General features: G+C 66.1%; 20 protein-coding genes. 11 read left to right on the plus strand and 9 right to left on the minus strand.

Going from position 1 to position 18,280, the window contains the following annotated elements:
• The first annotated feature begins 71 nt into the window (after window positions 1-71).
• Together AC1Q7F_RS01045 and phhA are read left to right on the plus strand one after the other, a co-directional pair.
• Complete coding sequence (locus tag AC1Q7F_RS01045; protein WP_492502908.1) at window positions 72-548, plus strand: Lrp/AsnC family transcriptional regulator; 477 nt, start codon at window positions 72-74, stop codon at window positions 546-548.
• A gap of 146 nt (window positions 549-694) precedes the next feature.
• Window positions 695-1,606 carry a phenylalanine 4-monooxygenase gene (gene phhA / locus AC1Q7F_RS01050; RefSeq protein ID WP_492502910.1) on the plus strand — a complete coding sequence of 304 codons (912 nt, stop codon included), beginning with the start codon at window positions 695-697 and terminating at the stop codon, window positions 1,604-1,606.
• A 73-nt stretch (window positions 1,607-1,679) separates the two neighbouring features.
• On the opposite strand, the gene AC1Q7F_RS01055 is transcribed toward phhA, so the two are convergent.
• Window positions 1,680-3,008 (minus strand): class I SAM-dependent RNA methyltransferase, encoded by a 1,329-nt coding sequence (locus AC1Q7F_RS01055; protein WP_492502912.1) that lies wholly within the window; start codon window positions 3,006-3,008, stop codon window positions 1,680-1,682.
• A 196-nt stretch (window positions 3,009-3,204) separates the two neighbouring features.
• Between AC1Q7F_RS01055 and AC1Q7F_RS01060 the strand changes: the two genes are divergently transcribed.
• Window positions 3,205-3,447, plus strand: a complete 243-nt coding sequence (locus AC1Q7F_RS01060) for a hypothetical protein (protein ID WP_492502914.1) — start codon at window positions 3,205-3,207, stop codon at window positions 3,445-3,447.
• A gap of 56 nt (window positions 3,448-3,503) precedes the next feature.
• Here AC1Q7F_RS01060 and AC1Q7F_RS01065 read toward each other — a convergent pair whose 3' ends face one another.
• The 3 genes from AC1Q7F_RS01065 to pyrF form a co-directional block, all read right to left on the minus strand.
• Window positions 3,504-4,058, minus strand: coding sequence for a GNAT family N-acetyltransferase (locus AC1Q7F_RS01065; RefSeq protein ID WP_492502916.1), 555 nt, complete (start codon window positions 4,056-4,058; stop codon window positions 3,504-3,506).
• Between the two features lie 111 nt (window positions 4,059-4,169).
• A complete protein-coding gene (locus AC1Q7F_RS01070) occupies window positions 4,170-4,814 on the minus strand; it encodes a phosphoribosylanthranilate isomerase (RefSeq protein WP_492502918.1) in 645 nt (214 codons plus the stop codon).
• The gene (gene pyrF, locus AC1Q7F_RS01075; protein ID WP_492502920.1) at window positions 4,811-5,527 is read right to left on the minus strand and encodes an orotidine-5'-phosphate decarboxylase; all 717 of its coding nucleotides are present in this window, start codon (window positions 5,525-5,527) and stop codon (window positions 4,811-4,813) included. Before pyrF ends, AC1Q7F_RS01070 begins: the two co-directional genes overlap by 4 nt.
• A gap of 192 nt (window positions 5,528-5,719) precedes the next feature.
• On the opposite strand from pyrF, the gene AC1Q7F_RS01080 reads away from it, so the two are divergent.
• Complete coding sequence (locus AC1Q7F_RS01080; RefSeq protein ID WP_492502921.1) at window positions 5,720-6,304, plus strand: DUF2889 domain-containing protein; 585 nt, start codon at window positions 5,720-5,722, stop codon at window positions 6,302-6,304.
• 111 nt (window positions 6,305-6,415) lie between these two features.
• On the opposite strand, the gene AC1Q7F_RS01085 is transcribed toward AC1Q7F_RS01080, so the two are convergent.
• Complete coding sequence (locus AC1Q7F_RS01085) at window positions 6,416-6,832, minus strand: bactofilin family protein (protein ID WP_492502923.1); 417 nt, start codon at window positions 6,830-6,832, stop codon at window positions 6,416-6,418.
• A 257-nt stretch (window positions 6,833-7,089) separates the two neighbouring features.
• Here AC1Q7F_RS01085 and AC1Q7F_RS01090 point away from each other — a divergent pair, with 257 nt between their 5' ends.
• The 3 genes from AC1Q7F_RS01090 to hslO are packed head-to-tail and all read left to right on the plus strand — an operon-like array spanning window position 7,090 to window position 10,144.
• Window positions 7,090-8,262, plus strand: coding sequence for an aspartate aminotransferase family protein (locus AC1Q7F_RS01090; RefSeq protein WP_492502925.1), 1,173 nt, complete (start codon window positions 7,090-7,092; stop codon window positions 8,260-8,262).
• The gene (gene argF / locus AC1Q7F_RS01095; protein WP_492502927.1) at window positions 8,259-9,176 is read left to right on the plus strand and encodes an ornithine carbamoyltransferase; all 918 of its coding nucleotides are present in this window, start codon (window positions 8,259-8,261) and stop codon (window positions 9,174-9,176) included. The genes AC1Q7F_RS01090 and argF overlap by 4 nt, the downstream gene beginning before the upstream one ends.
• Window positions 9,173-10,144: an Hsp33 family molecular chaperone HslO gene (gene hslO / locus AC1Q7F_RS01100; RefSeq protein ID WP_492502929.1), complete on the plus strand. Its 972-nt coding sequence runs from the start codon at window positions 9,173-9,175 to the stop codon at window positions 10,142-10,144. The genes argF and hslO overlap by 4 nt, the downstream gene beginning before the upstream one ends.
• 62 nt (window positions 10,145-10,206) lie before the next feature.
• Here hslO and rnd read toward each other — a convergent pair whose 3' ends face one another.
• Window positions 10,207-11,358 (minus strand): ribonuclease D, encoded by a 1,152-nt coding sequence (gene rnd, locus AC1Q7F_RS01105; protein ID WP_492502931.1) that lies wholly within the window; start codon window positions 11,356-11,358, stop codon window positions 10,207-10,209.
• A 98-nt stretch (window positions 11,359-11,456) separates the two neighbouring features.
• Between rnd and AC1Q7F_RS01110 the strand changes: the two genes are divergently transcribed.
• Both AC1Q7F_RS01110 and aspS read left to right on the plus strand, forming a co-directional pair.
• Window positions 11,457-12,281: a substrate-binding periplasmic protein gene (locus AC1Q7F_RS01110; RefSeq protein ID WP_492502932.1), complete on the plus strand. Its 825-nt coding sequence runs from the start codon at window positions 11,457-11,459 to the stop codon at window positions 12,279-12,281.
• Between the two features lie 139 nt (window positions 12,282-12,420).
• A complete protein-coding gene (aspS, locus tag AC1Q7F_RS01115) occupies window positions 12,421-14,235 on the plus strand; it encodes an aspartate--tRNA ligase (protein WP_492502934.1) in 1,815 nt (604 codons plus the stop codon).
• A gap of 236 nt (window positions 14,236-14,471) precedes the next feature.
• Here aspS and AC1Q7F_RS01120 read toward each other — a convergent pair whose 3' ends face one another.
• The 3 genes from AC1Q7F_RS01120 to AC1Q7F_RS01130 are packed head-to-tail and all read right to left on the minus strand — an operon-like array spanning window position 14,472 to window position 16,241.
• Complete coding sequence (locus AC1Q7F_RS01120) at window positions 14,472-14,990, minus strand: phosphoglycerate mutase family protein (protein ID WP_492502936.1); 519 nt, start codon at window positions 14,988-14,990, stop codon at window positions 14,472-14,474.
• Window positions 14,987-15,601, minus strand: coding sequence for a CoA pyrophosphatase (locus AC1Q7F_RS01125; RefSeq protein ID WP_492502938.1), 615 nt, complete (start codon window positions 15,599-15,601; stop codon window positions 14,987-14,989). The genes AC1Q7F_RS01120 and AC1Q7F_RS01125 overlap by 4 nt, the downstream gene beginning before the upstream one ends.
• Before the next feature lie 25 nt (window positions 15,602-15,626).
• Window positions 15,627-16,241, minus strand: a complete 615-nt coding sequence (locus AC1Q7F_RS01130; protein WP_492502940.1) for a DUF1285 domain-containing protein — start codon at window positions 16,239-16,241, stop codon at window positions 15,627-15,629.
• Between the two features lie 125 nt (window positions 16,242-16,366).
• Between AC1Q7F_RS01130 and AC1Q7F_RS01135 the strand changes: the two genes are divergently transcribed.
• Together AC1Q7F_RS01135 and AC1Q7F_RS01140 are read left to right on the plus strand one after the other, a co-directional pair.
• Window positions 16,367-17,377 carry an AAA family ATPase gene (locus AC1Q7F_RS01135; protein ID WP_492502942.1) on the plus strand — a complete coding sequence of 337 codons (1,011 nt, stop codon included), beginning with the start codon at window positions 16,367-16,369 and terminating at the stop codon, window positions 17,375-17,377.
• 6 nt (window positions 17,378-17,383) lie between these two features.
• Window positions 17,384-18,280: a DUF58 domain-containing protein gene (locus tag AC1Q7F_RS01140; protein WP_492502944.1), complete on the plus strand. Its 897-nt coding sequence runs from the start codon at window positions 17,384-17,386 to the stop codon at window positions 18,278-18,280.

Raw genomic sequence — 18,280 nt, forward strand, 5'->3', positions numbered from 1 at the left:
TTGCGAACTGTGTCCGGATTCTGGCAGTCTCTGGTGAGAAATTGCGTTAGTCCAGGATTTGGGGGCAGAAGATGAGCGGCAGGGGTTTGGACGCGGCAGATATCCGCATACTTGCTGCATTGCAGCGCAATGGCCGCCTGTCCAATGTCGATCTGGCCGACCAGGTGGGCTTGTCGCCAAGCCCCTGCCTGCGCCGGGTCCGCGATCTGGAGGAGGAAGGCTATATCCAGTTCTATGCCGCCATCCTGGACCGGCGTAAGCTGGGCATGGGCGTCGTCGCCTTCGTGGAGGTGAAGATCGACCAGAATGCCGAGGGTGACGCCGATTTCCGCCGCGGCATCCTGCTGCTGCCGGAGGTGGTGTCCTGCTTCGTGATGACCGGCACCATGGATTACCTGCTGCAGGTGGTGGTGGAGGATCTGGACAGTTTTGCCGACCTGTCCATGCGCAAGCTGCTGGCCATCAAGGGGGTGAAGGAGGTGCGGTCCAGCTTCGTGCTGGATGTGGTGAAGCATTCCACAGCACTGCCATTGCCGAAACCGACATGATCGAAGCAGGAAATGGCGTAACCATCCGCCACTATGTACAATGAATTGCGCACTTACCCCACTACCGGGGCATATCCGCAAGGAAATGCCCCCGCCCCAGCGCTATCATGGTTTCAACAGTTCCCACATCGTTTGGGGAGGAAGCCATGAACAGCCAGAACGCCGTCACCGGCGACTTTGCATCCCGTGTCACCGACAGCGGCAAGACCGACACCGCCCTGCGCGGTGACTACAGCACCGTCAACCAGGACTTCACGATCGACCAGGGTTGGGACCGGTATACGGATGCCGACCATGCCATGTGGCGCACGCTTTATGACCGGCAGTCGGCCTTGCTGGACCGCTATGCCGCACCGGAATTCATCCAGGGGCTGAAGCAGCTGGACGTGCGCGACGCCATCCCGGATTTCCGCCGGGCCAGCGAGATGCTGGACAAGGCCACGGGCTGGGTGCTGGTGGCTGTGCCGGGTCTGATCCCGGAGCGGGAATTCTTCGAACATCTGGCCGCTCGCCGCTTTCCGGTGACCAACTGGATCCGCAAGCCCGACGAGATGGATTATCTGGTGGAACCGGACGTGTTCCATGATTTCTTCGGCCATGTGCCGCTGCTGGCCCATCCGGTCTTCGCCGATTATATGCAGGCCTATGGCATCGGCGGGGTCAAAGCCATTGCGCTAAATGCCCAGGAACAGCTGACCCGGCTTTACTGGTATATGGTGGAATTCGGGCTGATCAACACGAAGGACGGTTTGCGGGCCTATGGGGCCGGCATGTTGTCCTCGCGCGGGGAGACGCAGTTCTGCATCGACAGCCCGTCCCCCCACCGCGTCGGTTTCGACCTGGAACGGGTGATGCGCACCAAGTACCGGATCGACGATTACCAGCAGACCTATTTCGTGCTGGACAGCTATCAACAGCTGATGGACGCCACGTCGGTGGATTTCACACCGATCTATGCGCGTCTGAAAACCATGGCGGAGGTCGATCCGACGACCGTTCTGTCCACTGACCGCATCTTCACCCTGGGCACCCAGGGTGGCAGCCACAAGGCGGCGTAAGGTCCCCCGACTTGCCTCCGCCTGACGCCACAGCCCGGCCCAGATGACGGGACCGGGCTGTGGCTGTTGGCCATCAGCGCCGGAACCAGCCCACCAGTTCGATATGCGCGGACCAGAGGAACTGGTCCACCGGCCAGATGTCGGTCAGGCGATAGCCCCCCTTGACCAGCAGTTCCGCGTCGCGGGCGAAGCTGACCGGGTTGCAGGACACGCCCACCACGGTGGGCACGGCGCTGTCGGCAATCTGGGCGGCCTGGGCCTGGGCGCCGGCGCGCGGCGGATCGAAGACCACGGCCTGGAAGCGGTTCAGGTCGTAGGGGGGCAGCGGATCGCGGAACAGGTCGCGCCTTTCCGCCGTCACCTTGCCCACCGTCTGTCGCGCCCCGCCCACCAAGCTGGCGAAGGCGGTCGGATCGCCTTCCACCGCATGCACCTTGGCCTTCGCGGACAGCGGGAAGCTGAAGGTACCGCTGCCGGCGAACAGGTCGGCGACGGTTTCGGCCGCGCCCACGCCGGCCAAGGTGGCGGCGACCAGGGCCGATTCGCCCTCCCGGCTGGCCTGCAGAAAGGCGCCGGGGGCGGGGGAGACATTGACCAGACCGAAGCCCAGCATGCCGGTGCGGCGCATGGCGATGGGGTTGGCCGGCTGCCCGTCGCGCGCCCGCCAGGACAGGCGGGCCAGATCCTGTGCCGTCGCGAAATCCGCCAGATGCTCCAGGGCGCGCAGGTCGGGCGGGTTCAGCCCCTCCAGCACCATATCCACCCCGTCATCCAGCAGGGTCAGCGCCACATCGATCGACTGCCCATCGGCCAGCAGCGGGGCCAGCGCCTCACGCAGCGGGGCGATCAAGGCCACCAGCGGCGGGGCCAGCACGGTGCAGGCCGACAGATCGACCAGCCGGTGGGAATGCGCCTCGTTGAAGCCCAGCCAGACCCGTTTGCCCCGGCGCGCGGCGCACAGCACGGCGCGCCGGCGGCTGCCGGCCGGGGTGCGGGCCACGGGATGCAGCGTCACGTCCTCGCCCAGCAACCCGCAGCGCGACAGGACAGTGGTCAGCGCCTCCAGCTTCCACGCATCATAGGTGGCCTCGTCCATATGCTGGGCCACGCAGCCGCCGCAGGTGCCGAAATGCGGGCAGGGCGGTTCGGCCCGGCCCTTGCCTTCCGCCAGCAGGGTGACGGGCACCCCCTCCCATCCATCGCCGCGATGGGCACCGAACTTGACCATCAGCCGGTCGCCGACCAGCGTCTGCGGTACATAGAGACGGTGGCCCTGCCATTCCGCCAGACCGTCGCCGCGCCCACCCACGCGGGTGATCACCACCTCCACGGGTCCGTGGGTCGGCGGTTCGGGATCGGGGCGCTGGGCGGGACGGCGGGGGGGCGGCTTGCGGGGGGGCATTGGTACGGTTCCGGAACGGTGTCTTGGAGACGGTTTTATTTCGATATTAAAACAAATGATCGCATGGGGGCTTCCCAAGGCGGGATCAACCCTGACTCCGGCATAGGCGGGGCGTGCGATTTTGGCAAGAAGTCCGCGAAAAAGGATGCTAGAAGGTGGGCACCAAACACTTTGACACCCGGAAGGGAGCCTACCCATGTCCGAGCCCAACACCAGCGCCGCCGAGCAGCTTTTCGAGAAGGCCCTCGACCTGGCCGAGAAGCATCTTGAAGCGGCCATGAAGGAAGGCGGCGCCCTGTCCGGCTATGTGGCCATCGCCATGATCGAAGCCGCCGTCAACCAGGCCGTGGAAGAGACCAGCCACGAGGATGTGGCCGACATGCTGCGCGATCTGGCCGACCAGATCGAAGCCGATGCCGAAGAGGGCGAGGACGAGTAATCGTCAGCCCACGCGGTCATAGAATGAAAAACCCGCCGGATTTCCGGCGGGTTTTTTTATGTGCCAAGCGACCGGATGCGTCCCATGCACAGCGCGTCCACATAGGTGCCGTCGCGGAAGGCATAGTCGCGCAGGCGCCCTTCCTCAACGAAGCCGAACTGCCGGTACAGGCCGATGGCGCCGTCATTATCGGCGAACACTGTCAGTTCCAGCCGGTGCAGGTCCAGCCAGCGGTCGGCGGCATCGACCAGGGCGTGGATCAGCGACTTGCCCACGCCCTTGCCCTGCGCCTCATCATGAACGCCGATGGCGACATCCGCCACATGCCGTCGCCGTCCGGCCTGGCGCATCAGGCTGGCTGACCCGACCAGCCGATCTTCCAGCACCGCTACGATGTGCAGATCGTCCGACCCGCCCTTTTCCAGCCAGGCGCGCGTCCCCTCCACACTGGGGAAGGGCGGGCGCAGGGTGCCGTGGCGGAACTTGGGCAGCGAGGCCATGGCGCACATGGCTTCCGCATCCTCCACCCGCCGCGCGCGCAGCCACAGGCCGGGCGGGCCGAACAGGGCCGGGGTGCCGCCCGGCGGCGGGGTGAAGGCGAGACCGGTCATCGATTGCTCCCCATCTGATTTTCCGCCGTAGCAAGGTCGGGTCGAGCCAAAGGCGAGCCCCGACATTTACTGGCACCGTCGCTTGTCGGGGCTCGCTTTGCTCGATCCGACCTACGATGCGGCCACCGCTGACAGGAACGCCTTGATCCGCTCCGGGTTCTTGATGCCCGGCGCCTCTTCCACGCCTGATGACACATCCACCGCGTCGGCGCCGGTGGCCCGGATGGCGTCGGCGACATTGGCCGGGTCCAGCCCGCCCGACAGCATCCAGGGCCGGGCCCAAGTGCGGCCGGCCAGCAGCGACCAGTCGAAGGCCACACCATTGCCGCCGGGCAAAACCGCCCCCTTGGGTGGCTTGGCGTCGAACAGCAGGATGTCGGCCGCGCCCTCATAGGTCTTGGCGGCGTCCAGGTCGGCGGCGTCGGCCACCTTCACGGCCTTCATGACGGGCAGGCTGAAGCGGGATTTGATGGCGGCCACGCGTTCCGGCGTCTCGCTTCCATGCAACTGGATCAGGTCCAGCGGCACCTGGCCCAGCACATCATCCAGCAACTCATCGGCCGGGTCCACGAACAGGCCGATGACGCGTGTACCCGTACCCACCATGCGCGACAGTTCCGCCGCCGTGGCGATGGAGACATTGCGCGGTGATTTGGGAAAGAACACCAATCCGACATAGCGCGCCCCGCCATCCAGGGCCGCCTGCATGGCTTCCGGCGTGCTGATGCCGCAGATCTTGGCCTTCACGCCGCTCATGCGCCCAGTTCCTCGGCGATGCGCCGGGCGGCGGCGGCGGGGTCGGTATCGGCGGTGATGGGGCGGCCGATCACCAGATGGTCGGCACCGGCGGCCACGGCGGCGGCCGGGCCCATCACCCGCTTCTGGTCATTGGCGGCGGCCCAGCTCGGGCGGATGCCGGGCACCATCAAGGTGAAATCGGCCGGCAGGTCCCGGCGCAGCAACGCCACCTCGGCGGGCGAGCAGACCACGCCGTCGGCCCCATTGGCCTGGGCCACCCCGGCCAGGCGGCGGACCTGGGTCGCGGCGGGTACGGCCTGGCCCACGGCTGTCAGATCTTCGTCGGACAGGCTGGTCAGGACGGTGACGGCCAGGATGCGCATGCGGGCCACGCCCAACCGCTCGGCCTCTTCCTTGGCGGCGTCGGCCGCCGCGCGGATCATGGCGGGACCGCCGCCGGCATGGATGGTCAGGAATGTCGGCGCCAGCGGGGCGACGGAACGTACCGCACCCGCCACCGTGTTGGGAATGTCATGCAGCTTCAGGTCCAAGAACAGCGGCAGGTCGCCAGCCGCCACAACGTCGCGGATGCCAGCCGGGCCCTGGGCCATGAAGAATTCCAGACCCAGCTTCACGCCCCCCACCAGGCCGGCCACGCGGGCTGCCATATCCTTGGCGCCCGCAATGTCCTGCATGTCCAGGGCGACGAAAACGCGGTCGGTGGGACGCATGGCTCTGAAGCTCCTTCATGGAATATGGCGGCAGGTTTAACGCGGATCGGGTCGGCCGCGAAGGGCCGTTGCGGCAGCCCTTCCATGCCCTGCGTTACCAGGGCTTACGAAAACGTAAGCCGGAAACCTTGACCCGATGCCGGACGGGGCGTCAAGATGCGACCTATTATCCAAGCCATGGAGCCCCCGGCCATGCCCCTTCCGCCCCCGGATGCCGACCGGCAGCCGATCCATACCCGTGCTGTGACCTGCAACGGCTATCGCCGGGCCGACGGGCTGTGGGATATCGAAGGTCATATCAAGGACACCAAGTCCTACCCGTTTGACCGCGACGGGCGCACGGTGCCGGTCGGTGAGCCCATCCATGAGATGTGGATACGTCTGACCTTGGATAACCGGCTGAAAGTGCAGGCTGTGGCGGCCGTCACCGATGCCGCACCCTATCGTCTGTGCCCGTCGATCACCGAGAATTTCCAGCGTCTGGTCGGCCTGTCCATCGTCAGCGGCTGGACGGCGGCGGTGAAGGAGCGGCTGGGCGGGGTGGAGGGCTGCACCCATCTGGTGGAACTGCTGGGGCCCATAGCGACCACGGCCTTCCAGACCATCGCCCCCTATCTGGAGGATATGGACAGGAAGACGCGCAAGGCGATGGTGGAAAAGGGTGAAACCCCGCCGCCCCGCTTGCGTCCGCCCATGCTGAACACCTGCCATGTCTGGGCGACGGATGGGGAGATCGTGGCCAGGGAATGGCCGGAATTCGCGGTGAAGCGGGGATGAGGTTTTAGGGGCGACTGTGCTGGATTTGTGCCGCCCCCGCGAAAGCGGGGAAAGCAGGTTTTTTGTGCGGAACGCAGACGAACCCGCTCAACGTCAGTTTGGAAACAGCCCTTACGGCGCCTTGCCGGTCTGGAGCGTACCCGTGACGCTGCCGCCGTCGGCGATGTTGATGCGGCCATAGCGGATGGTGCCGTCCACTTGCCCCGTCTCACCCACCGACAGGATGCCCGTCACTTCCAGGTTGCCGGTGGCGCGGCCATTGACGCGCATCTGCTCCACCTTGGCCACGCCCTCGAAATGCCCGCCCTCGGCGATCTCCAGGATCTTGATCTCGTTCAAGGTCACATCGACCAGGCGACCGGCCACATGCAGCGTGTGGCAATGGGAGATTTTCGCCCCCTCTATGCGCGCCTCGGCCGAAATCGTGGTGATGCCCCCGGTGACGGGCCCGCTTTCAACCGCCGCTTCGGCAATGCCATGCAGGCCGGGACGCTGGAAACTGCGAGGGTCCAGGATATCGTTGGGCATCGGTTGAACAACTCCGCCAGGGTGGACCGGGGGACGGTCGGCATTACTTGGGATTGACGGCCAGGAAAACGGCCCGTCATTTCGGTTTCATTCATAAGCTGAAAGGGTTAAATCCGCAACGCTTCTTGCCTATGTCACGTTAGGGATGCATGGGGGTGCGTTGACAGGGGGGGCTTGCCACCCAATAGTCGCCGGTTCCAGCGTTCGGGCATCCGGCCCGATACGTAACGGACCCAAGGCTCAATGGAGTTGCAGCCGTGATCCCTGCCGTGATGCCCACCTATTCCCGCATCGACATCGTGTTCGAGCGGGGCGAAGGCGCTTACATCTGGGATACGACCGGCCGACGATTCCTTGATTTCACCGCCGGCATCGCGGTGAACGCCCTGGGTCACGCACACCCCTATCTGGTGGGAAAGCTGACCGAGCAGGCGGGCAAGCTCTGGCACTGCTCCAACCTTTTCCGGGTTGCCGGACAGGAACAGCTGGCCAGGCGGCTGTGCGACCTGACCTTCGCCGACACGATGTTCTTCACCAATTCCGGCGTGGAGGCGTTCGAATGCGCGGTCAAGACGGTGCGCAAGTACCAGCATGATACCGGGCATCCGGAAAAGACCCGCTTCATCGTGGTGGGCGGGGCCTTCCATGGCCGCTCCACCACCGCCATCGCCGCCGCCAGGTCGGAAAAGATGGTGGGCGGATTCGGTCCCCTGCTGGACGCGTTCGACCAGGTGCCGTTCGGCAACATGAACGAGCTGCGTGCCGCGATCACCCCGGAAACAGCCGCCATCGTCGTGGAGCCGATTCTGGGCGAGGGCGGTATCGTGGTCGGCAGTGACGATTATCTGAAGGCCCTGCGCGCGACGGCGGACGAGTTCGGCCTGCTGCTGGTGTTCGACGAGATCCAGACGGGTGTCGGGCGTACCGGCAAGCTGTTCGCTCATGAATGGGCCGGCGTGGAACCCGACGTGATGACCATCGCCAAGGGCATCGGCGGCGGATTCCCCGTCGGTGCCTGCCTGGTCAGCGAGAAGGCGGCCAAGGGCATGGTGCCCGGCACGCACGGGTCCACCTTCGGCGGCAACCCGCTGGCCATGGCCGTTGCCAATGCCGTGCTGGACGTCGTCACGGCACCGGGCTTCCTGGAGCAGGTGACGGCGACCGGTGAGAAGCTGCAGGCCGCATTGGCCGATCTGGTGGCCCGCCATCCGACCGTGCTGTCGGAAGTGCGCGGCAAGGGCCTGATGCTGGGCCTGAAATGCGTGCAGCCGAATGGGGATGTGGTGACCCGCCTGCGGGCCAACGGCCTGCTGACCGTGCCTGCCGCCGAGAATGTCATCCGCATCCTGCCGCCGCTGACCATTGGCGATACGGAAATCGCCGAAGCGGCCGCCATCATCGACAAGACCTGCCAGGAGCTGGCGCAATGACCAACAATAACAAGACACCCCGCCATTTCCTGGATATCCATGACCATAGCGTCGCCGAACTGCGCGACATGCTGGGCCGCGCCGCGATGATGAAGCGCGGTCAGGGAGCGGAAAAGCCGCTGCTGGGCAAGACGCTGGCCCTGATCTTCGAAAAGCCCAGCACGCGCACCCGCGTGTCGTTCGAGGTGGGCATGCGCCAGCTGGGCGGCGAAGTCATCTGCCTGACCGGCAAGGAGATCCAGCTGGGCCATGGCGAGACCATCGGCGACACGGCCCGCGTCCTGTCGCGCTATGTCGACATCATCATGCTGCGCACCGACCATGAGGCGAAGTTGCAGGAGATGGCGGAGGCGGCGACCGTCCCCGTCATCAACGGCCTGACCGACAGCTCGCACCCTGTGCAGATCATGGCCGACATCCTGACGTACGAGGAACGCAAGGGCCCCATCAAGGATGCCGTCTTCTGCTGGACCGGCGACGCCAACAATGTCTGCGAAAGCTTCATCCACGCTTCCGTGGCGTTCGATTTCGAGCTGCGCATCGCCTGCCCGCCGGAGCTGTCGCCCTCTCACCAGACGCTGGAATGGATCAAGGCCAACAAGGGCCGCGTCACCGTCCATCGCGACGTGGAAGAGGCGGCGGCGGGTGCCGATGCCCTGGTCACCGACACCTGGGTGTCGATGCATAACAAGGACGCGCATCGCCGCCACAATCTGCTGAAGTCCTATCAGGTAAACGACAGGATCATGGGTCTGGCGAAAAAAGACGCCATATTCATGCACTGCCTGCCCGCACACCGAGAGGAGGAGGTGACGTCCAGCGTCATCGACGGACCCCAGTCGGCGGTGTGGGACGAGGCGGAAAACCGCATGCACGCCCAGAAGGGCATTCTGACCTGGTGCCTGAACCGATGAAATCCGTTCCCCCCGTGGCGGGCCATCCCCGCCACGATACCGATAAAGTCACGGCCGAATTCGATATCTGCCAGCCGTTCCAGCTGGACAGCAGCTCCTTCCGCGGGCGGCTGATCCGGCTGGGCCCGGCCTTGGATGAGATCATCACCCGCCATAATTACCCCGACGAGCTGGCGCCGCTGCTGGCGGACACCATCCTGATGGCGGCCACACTGGCCTCGTCGTTGAAATATGACGGCATCTTCACTTTGCAGACCAAGGGCGACGGCCCTGTCGCCTATACGGTGGCCGACATCACCTCGGTCGGTGATTTGCGCGGCTATGCCCGCGTCGATGAAGAGCGTCTGGCCAAACAGAAGTCGCATAAGGGATTCCAGGCCGATCTGGGATCGCTGCTGGGTGCCGGCTATCTCGCCTTCACGGTCGATCAGGGCGAGCATACGGAACGTTACCAGGGCATCGTGGAACTGCGCGGTGCCACGCTGACCGATGCCGTGCGCCATTATTTCCGGCAGAGCGAACAGCTGGCAGCCAGCATCAAGAGCTTCGTATCCAAGGATGCGGATGGCAAGTGGGTGGGCGGGGCCATCATGCTCCAGGCCCTGCCGCCGGAGAATGCCGGATCGTTCACCGAGCATCAGGCCGGTGTGCGCGAAGAGGACTGGAACCGTGCCGGCGCCCTGCTGGAAACGGTGACGGCGCATGAGATGCTGGACCCGGCCCTGTCGGTGAACGCGCTGATCTATCGCCTGTTCAACGAGGAAGTGCCGATGGTGTTCGAGCGCAAGGAACTGCGCCCCGGCTGCCGCTGCTCGCGCGAGCGGGTCAGTGACGTGCTGCGCAGCCTGGAGCGCGACGGGCTGGATGAAATGCGCGTGGACGGTGCCGTTGCCGTGACATGCGAGTTCTGCAACGCCACCTACAGCTTCAGCGACGCCGACCTGGACAAGGTCTACGCGGCGTTCTGAGCGACGCGCCCGTCAAATGTCGGGGTTCGGCTGCGCCTTACCCCGACCTACGGCACCCCTCATCACCCCAGATCGACGATCTTCACCTTCTTGCCGGCGATGGCCAGGGCCAGCTTGCCCTGCTTCAGGCGCAGGGCGGCCTCGCCGAACAGCTCGCGGCGCCAGCCCCGCAGCGCCTCGACATTGGCTTTGTCGTCGCCGGCGATGGCTTCCAGGTCGGCGGCGTTGGCGACCAGACGGCTGGCCACGTCATTATCGTCGCAGACCATCTTCAGCAGCACGCGCAGCAGCTCCACGATGGGGGCGATGCCGGGGGCCGGTTCCACGCGCGGTTCGGCGCGTGGCAGGGCGCTGTCGGGGATGGCCAGGGCCGTACTGATGGCGGCCAGGATTTCGGAGCCATAGCGGCCCTGCGCCATGCCGGCGCCCAGGCCGCGGGTGCGGCCCAGATCATCAACATTGGTGGGGGCGTGCGCAGCGATCTCCATCAACGCCTCGTCCCGCAGGACGCGGTTGCGCGGCAGGTTCTTGCGCTGCGCTTCGCGCTCACGCCAGGCGGCGACCTCTTTCAGGATGGCCAGGAAGCGCGGCTTCTCCGTGCGGACCTTCAGGCGCTTCCAGGCGTCTTCCGGCTCCGTCCGGTATGTGGCTGGATCGGTCAGGATGGCCATCTCGTCTTCCAGCCAAGCCTCCCGCCCCGTGCGGGTCAGCTTGGCGCGGATCTTCTCGTATGCCGGGCGCAGATGGGTGACGTCCGACAGCGCATAATGCAGCTGCCGGTCGGTCAGCGGCCGGTGCGACCAGTCGGTGAAGCGGCTGGACTTGTCGATGCGGGCCGGGGTCAGCTTGGTGATCAGCGTCTCGTACCCGACCGAATCGCCGAAGCCGCAGACCATGGCGGCCACCTGTGTGTCGAACAGCGGCGCCGGCACCTTGCCCGTCAGGTTGACGAAGATTTCCAGGTCCTGGCGGGCCGCGTGGAAGACCTTCAGCACCTTCGGGTCGGCCAGCAGATCGTACAGCGACGACAGGTCGATGCCGGGTGCCAGCGGGTCGATGGCCGCCGCCTCGTCAGGGCCGGCCACCTGCACCAGGCAGAGTTCCGGCCAATAGGTCTTTTCCCGCATGAATTCCGTATCGACGGTGACGTAATCGGCGCCACGGATACGGTCGATGAAGGACGCGAGGGCTTCGGTGGTGGTGATCAGGCTCATGGCGCAACTTGATACATGAGCGCGCCGCCGCTGTCGAATACCGATATCCGGCAAGCCGGCATGCGGATAGGTACCCATAACCGAGCCCACGGTATATTATGCCGTTCACGGCTGCGCAGCGTAAGGCGGTCATCGTGAACAGGCTGGGATCAGGCGACAGACGCGCGCATCCCACGACGGTTTTCAGCCGACGTGACGTTCTCGGCTGGGCCGCCGGCTTGGCTGCTATTGGCGCTGCTCACGCCGCGGAACCGCCTTGGCGGGTTTTCTGCACCGATGATTTTCCGCCCTATTGCTGGGCGGACCCTGTCCAGGGTGCCATGGGCATGGATGTGGACATCGTCCGCGCCCTTCTGCAACGGACGGGAGCCCCCTTTGTTATCGAGCAGATGGCATGGTCGCGGGCGCTTGCGGGGCTTGAGCAGGCACGGTGCGATCTGCTGTTCGGCCTTGTATCGACGCCCGAACGCCGGCGTGACTATCATCTGGTCGGATCATTCCGTGACGGTGAGATCGCCTTTGCGGTACGTACCGGCAGCACCCTTACCTACAGCAGTCTGGACGACCTGACGGGCCTGACCATCGGCACGGCGCTGCGAAATTCCTATGGCGCCGATTTCGACCGGGCGACCCATTTTACCCGCGATCCGGCGCGCAATGACGAGCTTTCCCTGCTGAAGCTGGTAGCGGGGCGCGTCGATATGGTGGTGGGGGACCGTTTCGCCCTGGAATGGAAAGCGCGCCATGTCGGCGTGGCCGGTCAGATCCGGTTGCTCCAGACGCCGCTGGCCATATCGCCGCATTTTATCGGCCTGCCCTTCAACCGGTCGGACAAGGCCGCTCGGTTGAACGCGGCGTTGACCGCTCTGCGGCAAGACGGGTCGATTGCCGCCATCATCGCGCGGTGGCGGGAGACCGGGTAGCAGCACATCGCTTTGCGTCGCTTGACAAGCAAGGCCCGTCCGGTGTGGTGTGCGCATCCATGTCGGCAGCCTCGTTGCCGGCGTCCCCTTTCTGTTGCCCTTCCGCACCGTCCATTCGCCATCTTAGGGTCGATCCGCCATGCACGCCTATCGCACGCATAATTGTGGCCAACTCCGTCCGGACCATGCCGGCCAGACCGTCCGCCTGTCCGGCTGGATCAACCGCAAGCGCGACCATGGGCAGCTGTTGTTCGTCGACCTGCGCGACCATTTCGGCATCACCCAATGCGTGGTCGATACCTCGTCCCCGCATTTCCAGGCGCTGGACGGGCTGCGCCTGGAATCGGTGGTGACCATCACCGGTGAGGTCATCAACCGCACGGCCGAGACCGTCAACGACAAGCTGCCCACGGGCCATGTCGAGGTGAAGGTGCGCGACCTGTCGGTGCAGTCGTCGGCCGACCCGCTGCCGCTGCAGGTCAACAGCGAGCAGGATGCTGGCGAGGAACTGCGCCTGCGTTACCGCTTCCTGGACCTGCGCCGGGAGAAGATGCAGAAGAACATTCTGCTGCGCAGCCATGTCATCGCCTCGGCCCGCCGCCGCATGATCGAACAGGGCTTCGTGGAATTCCAGACCCCGATCCTGACGGCCAGCAGCCCGGAAGGGGCCCGCGACTTCCTGGTGCCGAGCCGCAACCATCCCGGCAAGTTCTACGCCCTGCCGCAGGCGCCGCAGCAGTTCAAGCAGTTGCTGATGGTCTCTGGCTTCGACCGCTATTTCCAGATCGCGCCCTGCTTCCGCGATGAGGATAGCCGCGCCGACCGCAGCCCGGGCGAGTTCTACCAGCTCGATTTCGAGATGAGCTTCGTGACGCAGGAGGATGTGTTCGCCGCCATCGAACCCGTCATCCACGGCATCTTCGAGGAATTCAGCGGCTTCACGGGCACCAAGCGCAGCGTGTCCTCCTACCCGTTCGTGCGCATCCCCTATGCTGAATCGATGCTGAAATATGGCAACGACAAGCCGGACCTGCGCAACCCGCTGGTGATCACCGACGTCACGTCCGTGTTCAAGCGCGACGATGTGGAGTTCAAGGCGTTCAAAGGCGTGATCGACAAGGGTGGTGTGGTCCGCGCCATCCGCGCGCCGTCGGTTGCCGACAAGCCGCGCAGCTTCTTCGACAAGCTGAACGACTGGGCCCGCGGCCTGGGCGCGCCCGGCCTGGGCTATATCCTGTTCGAGGCCGCCGGCGGCAAGGGCCCCATCGCCAAGTTCGTGCCGGAAGCCGCCCAGGCCGCCCTGCGCGAGGTGGTGGGTCTGCAGGACGGCGACGCGGTGTTCTTCGTCTGCGACCAGGCCGGCCCCGCCGCCAAGCTGGCGGGCCTGGCCCGCACGCGTATCGGTGAGGAACTGGGCCTGATTGAGAAGGACACTTACAAGTTCTGCTGGATCGTCGATTTCCCGATGTTCGAATATGACGAGGAGCGCAAGAAGGTCGACTTCTCGCACAACCCGTTCTCCATGCCGCAGGGTGGCCTGGACGCGCTCTTGAACCAGGACCCGCTGACCATCAACGCCTATCAGTACGACATCGTCTGCAACGGCGTGGAACTGTCGTCCGGCGCCATCCGGAACCACAAGCCGGAAATCATGTACAAGGCGTTCGAGATCGCGGGATATCCGCCGGAGGTTCTGGAAGCCAAGTTCGGCGGCATGCTGTCGGCCTTCAAGCTGGGCGCCCCGCCGCACGGCGGCTCGGCCCCCGGTATTGACCGCATGGTCATGCTGCTGGCCGACGAGCCGAACATCCGCGAGGTCATCGTCTTCCCGCTGAACCAGCGCGCCGAGGATCTGCTGATGCAGGCCCCCAACGCCACCACACCGGACCGGCTGAAGGAACTGCATATCAAGCTGGACCTGCCCAAGCCGAAAGTCACGACGACGGCTGAGTAAGCCTCTTTGTCGTGAAAGCCCGCCCCGGGAAACCGGCGGCGGGCGTCTTTGTTTTTAGAGGCTTCCTGCGCCACCCCTTCCTTCGTCATCCCGGCGAAAGCCGGGACCCAGGGGCCGAGCGCCCGACCTATCGGCAGCTTTGATCTAAGCCGCGTAGAGGTTTGATCCTGGGGCCCCTGGGTCCCGGCTTTCGCCGGGATGACGAGGGGAGCGGTTCTATCTGAACCTGACAGACTCTAATCGACCAACGGGCACAGGCTCTCCACGCCATACCGCTCAATTCTCAGTGATTTCTCCGCCACGTCCCAGCGATGCAGCCGATCATAGGCGCATTCCGGCAGGTCGGGCAGTGGGGGGCCGCCCATTGCCTTGATGACGGCCGGCACGGTATTGCTATGGCCGACCACCAGCGCCACCTGTCCCGGCTGCAGCAAAGCCAGCTTCGCCGCCGTCGCCCGCACATGGGCCGGCAGGTCTCCAGGCGGGATGGGTACGGCTTCCGCCGGCACGCCGGCCAACTCCGCGATGGGCGCCGCCGTCTCATTCGTGCGCCGGGCGGGGCTGGTCAGGATCATCACCGGCGGGGCTGGGGCCAGCAGGTCGGCCAGGGCCTTGGCGCGGACAGCCCCGGTGGCGGACAGGGCCGCGTCGCCGGCGGGTTCCATGCCCTTCTCCGCATGCCGGACCAGGATGATCTCCTGCGCCGCCACGGGCAGGGACAGGGCCAAGGCTGTCAGCAGCGCCGCAATCTTCAATCCAACGCCCCCAGCACGTCGCACAGATTGATCAGCATCCCCGCCGTTGCGCCCCAGATATAGCGCTCCCCGAACGGGAAGGCCCAGAAATGGCGAAGCGCACCGGCATATTCCCGGCTCTCCCGTACCCGGCTGGCCGGGTCCAGGATGAAGGACAGCGGCACCTCGAACACCGCATCCACCTCGTTCGGGTCGGGCACCAGCGTGAAGGGCGGGGCCACGCGGGCGACAATGGGCACGACGCTGAAGCCGGTGCGGGTGATGTAGGTGTCCAGATGGCCCAGCACCTCGACATGCGCACGGGCCAGCCCAATCTCCTCCTCCGTCTCGCGCAGCGCGGTGGCGACGGCGTCGCTGTCATGGGCTTCCACCCCGCCGCCGGGAAAGCTGATTTGGCCGGCATGGGCGGCCAGATGCGCCGTGCGCTGGGTGAACAGGATGGTGGGCCCTTCCGGGCGGTCGATCAGGGGCACCAGCACGGCGGCGTCGCGCAGGGGGACGGACACCATCGGCAGTCCCGGATTGCCATCCAGGTCGCCGCGTCGGCCCGATGGCCGTTCCAGCCGCTGGAACAGGGTCCGGATCGCCTCCATGGCGGGACTGGCCGCCATCGCCTCTGCCTGGAACACCTTGCTTTCAGTCCTCGCTGACTTTGCCCAGGGGGAAGAACATCCCCTGGCTCCACACCCCGATCTCGCCGGCTTCACCGGTATCGGCCCGTTCGACAAGATCATAGAAGATGGCACGGTTTATCCGCGCTTCCAACGGCGCATCCGCCGCACCCTTGACGCGGATATAGGGGCGCGGCTCCCCTGTGGCGGGGTCGGTGACGACACGGATCGGATGGTCGGGACCGGCCGTCACCTCAGCCTCCAGATTGGTGGTGAAGCGCAGGCGCTGGTCCGGGCCGCTGCCGTCCACCGCCAGGCCCACGGCCACGAAGGGCGCATCCTCCACGCTGATCCGCCCGCGCTCCGCCGGGGTGATCAGCCAGTAATCGCCGGCTGCGTCGCGCTTCAGCACCGTGGCGAACAGCTTGACCAGCGGCAGCCGGCCGATGGGGCTGCCGTGATAGAACCAGGTGCCGTCGGCGCGGATGTCGATGGGATAGGCCTCATCCTCTGCGTTGGGGGCGCGGGCGGGCCCGCCACCCAGGGCCTTCAGCGCGGCATCGGCGCTGGTGGCCCCATCGGGGGGCGGTGCATTGGCATCCCTAATGTGCTTGCTTTCCGTCATGGTGGAACGGACCATCCCTTTTGCGTGGGCGCGGCGTTGCCGTCGCACTGATAACATAGTCGTGATGACAAGCTTCTGGTACCCAGAGCGTGCCGACCTATCTTAAGAGGGTGGCGAGGTTTGAAGGGAAGATGATGGTGATGAACTCACTGGAGGTCGGGCGCGGCACCGATACCCACGCCCTGCTGCGCGATGTGGAGGCGCTGGGGGCCAAGCTGACCGCCGCGCGCCAGGCCATCGGCCGCGTCATCTTCGGCCAGCAGGAGGTCATCGACCTGTCGCTGGTCACGCTGCTGGCGGGGGGCCATCTGCTGCTGATCGGCGTGCCGGGCCTGGCCAAGACGCGGCTGGTGGAAACGCTGGGCACCGTCATGGGCCTGGATGACCGCCGGGTGCAATGTACGCCCGACCTGATGCCCGCCGACATCCTGGGCTCTGAGGTGCTGGAGGAACGTGACGATGGACGCCGCGCCTTCCGCTTCATCCCCGGCCCGGTCTTCGCCCAGCTGCTGATGGCTGACGAGATCAACCGCGCCAGCCCGCGCACCCAGTCGGCGCTGTTGCAGGCCATGCAGGAAGGCCGCGTGTCGGTGGCCGGCCATTACCATCCGCTGCCCCGCCCCTTCCATGTGCTGGCCACGCAGAACCCGCTGGAACAGGAAGGCACCTATCCGCTGCCCGAGGCGCAGCTGGACCGGTTTTTGTTGCAGGTGGATGTGGATTATCCCGACCGCGACGCCGAACGCCGCATGATGATCGCCACCACCGGTGCCGATGCCGGCGGGGTGGCACCCGTGCTGACACCGCAGGATCTGATCGCCGCCCAGGCCCTGGTCCGCCGCGTGCCGGTGGGCGACAGTGTCGTGGATGGCATCCTGGATCTGGTGCGCAACGCCCGACCCGACAGCAGCCCGCTGGACGCTGTGCGCCGGCATGTGGCCTGGGGGCCCGGTCCCCGCGCATCCCAGGCCCTGATGCTGGCCGCCCGCGCCCGGGCCCTGCTGGATGGGCGCCTGACCCCGTCGCTGGATGATGTCGTGGCCCTGGCCAAGCCGGTGCTGCGCCACCGCATGGCGCTGAATTTCGCGGCACGCGCCGATGGCATCACGCTGGATGCCCTTATCGACCAGCTTTGCGCCCCGCTGGCGTAACCCGGCATGGATGCCCGTCACCAGCCCGCCTCCATCCGCGCCCAGCACCGGGCCGACGATCTGGCCAGCCGCCTGCCGCCGCTGCTGGTCGCGGCGGAGCGTATTGCGGCCACGGTGGCGCAGGGTGCGCATGGCCGGCGCCGCGTGGGCACGGGCGAGACCTTCTGGCAGTTCCGCCGCTATCAGCAGGGCGACGCGCATAACCGCATCGACTGGCGCCAGACGGGCAAGTCGGCCCACGTCTTCGTGCGCGAGAATGAGTGGGAGGCGGCGCAGACCGTCTGGATCTGGCGCGACGACAGCCCGTCGATGAACTGGCGTTCCGTGCGCGAGCTTTCCACCAAGCGTGATCGCGCCGACCTGCTGGCCCTGGCCCTGTCCGCCTTGCTGCTGCGCGGGGGTGAGCGGGTGCAACTGGCCGGCAGCGACGTGCCGCCCTCCGCGGCCCGGTCCATCCTGCCGCGTCTGGCCGACTGGCTGACCGGGCAGATCTATTTCCATGAAGGGACCGGCCTGCCGCCGACGGCGGTGGAGCTGCCCCGCCATGCCCAGGTCGTGCTGATGGGTGACCTGCTGTCGCCGCTGGACACTATCCAGGCCGCCGTGTCGCGCCTGTCGGCGCGCGGCTTGCGCGGGCATCTGGTGCAGGTGCTGGACCCCGGTGAGGAGACGCTGCCCTATGCGGGCCGTGTCCGCTTCAAGGGGCTGGAGGGGGAGGGGTCGCTGCTGGTGCCGCGTGTGGATGGCGTGCGCGACGCCTATCTGGACCGGCTGGCCGCACAGCGTGACGGGCTGGCCGCCATCGCGCGGGCCGCCGGCTGGACCCTGACCCTGCACCGCACGGACAAGCCGCCGCAGACCGCGTTGCTGTCGCTATGGGCCGCCTTGTCGGGGGAAGGGTGA

The sequence above is a fragment of the Niveispirillum sp. GW835-FHT14G11 genome (genome assembly GCF_058793615.1).

Coding starts and splice junctions, on each gene's coding strand:
- AC1Q7F_RS01125 (WP_492502938.1), bottom strand. CDS start 15,601: ATGGCGGCCAGTCCCGCCATGGAGGCGATCCGGACCCTGTTCCAGCGG.
- aspS (WP_492502934.1), top strand. CDS start 12,421: ATGCACGCCTATCGCACGCATAATTGTGGCCAACTCCGTCCGGACCAT.
- AC1Q7F_RS01055 (WP_492502912.1), bottom strand. CDS start 3,008: ATGCCCCCCCGCAAGCCGCCCCCCCGCCGTCCCGCCCAGCGCCCCGAT.
- AC1Q7F_RS01065 (WP_492502916.1), bottom strand. CDS start 4,058: ATGACCGGTCTCGCCTTCACCCCGCCGCCGGGCGGCACCCCGGCCCTG.
- AC1Q7F_RS01070 (WP_492502918.1), bottom strand. CDS start 4,814: ATGAGCGGCGTGAAGGCCAAGATCTGCGGCATCAGCACGCCGGAAGCC.
- phhA (WP_492502910.1), top strand. CDS start 695: ATGAACAGCCAGAACGCCGTCACCGGCGACTTTGCATCCCGTGTCACC.
- rnd (WP_492502931.1), bottom strand. CDS start 11,358: ATGAGCCTGATCACCACCACCGAAGCCCTCGCGTCCTTCATCGACCGT.
- AC1Q7F_RS01110 (WP_492502932.1), top strand. CDS start 11,457: ATGCCGTTCACGGCTGCGCAGCGTAAGGCGGTCATCGTGAACAGGCTG.
- argF (WP_492502927.1), top strand. CDS start 8,259: ATGACCAACAATAACAAGACACCCCGCCATTTCCTGGATATCCATGAC.
- AC1Q7F_RS01140 (WP_492502944.1), top strand. CDS start 17,384: ATGGATGCCCGTCACCAGCCCGCCTCCATCCGCGCCCAGCACCGGGCC.
- AC1Q7F_RS01135 (WP_492502942.1), top strand. CDS start 16,367: ATGAACTCACTGGAGGTCGGGCGCGGCACCGATACCCACGCCCTGCTG.
- hslO (WP_492502929.1), top strand. CDS start 9,173: ATGAAATCCGTTCCCCCCGTGGCGGGCCATCCCCGCCACGATACCGAT.
- AC1Q7F_RS01085 (WP_492502923.1), bottom strand. CDS start 6,832: ATGCCCAACGATATCCTGGACCCTCGCAGTTTCCAGCGTCCCGGCCTG.
- pyrF (WP_492502920.1), bottom strand. CDS start 5,527: ATGCGTCCCACCGACCGCGTTTTCGTCGCCCTGGACATGCAGGACATT.
- AC1Q7F_RS01130 (WP_492502940.1), bottom strand. CDS start 16,241: ATGGTCCGTTCCACCATGACGGAAAGCAAGCACATTAGGGATGCCAAT.
- AC1Q7F_RS01060 (WP_492502914.1), top strand. CDS start 3,205: ATGTCCGAGCCCAACACCAGCGCCGCCGAGCAGCTTTTCGAGAAGGCC.
- AC1Q7F_RS01045 (WP_492502908.1), top strand. CDS start 72: ATGAGCGGCAGGGGTTTGGACGCGGCAGATATCCGCATACTTGCTGCA.
- AC1Q7F_RS01080 (WP_492502921.1), top strand. CDS start 5,720: ATGCCCCTTCCGCCCCCGGATGCCGACCGGCAGCCGATCCATACCCGT.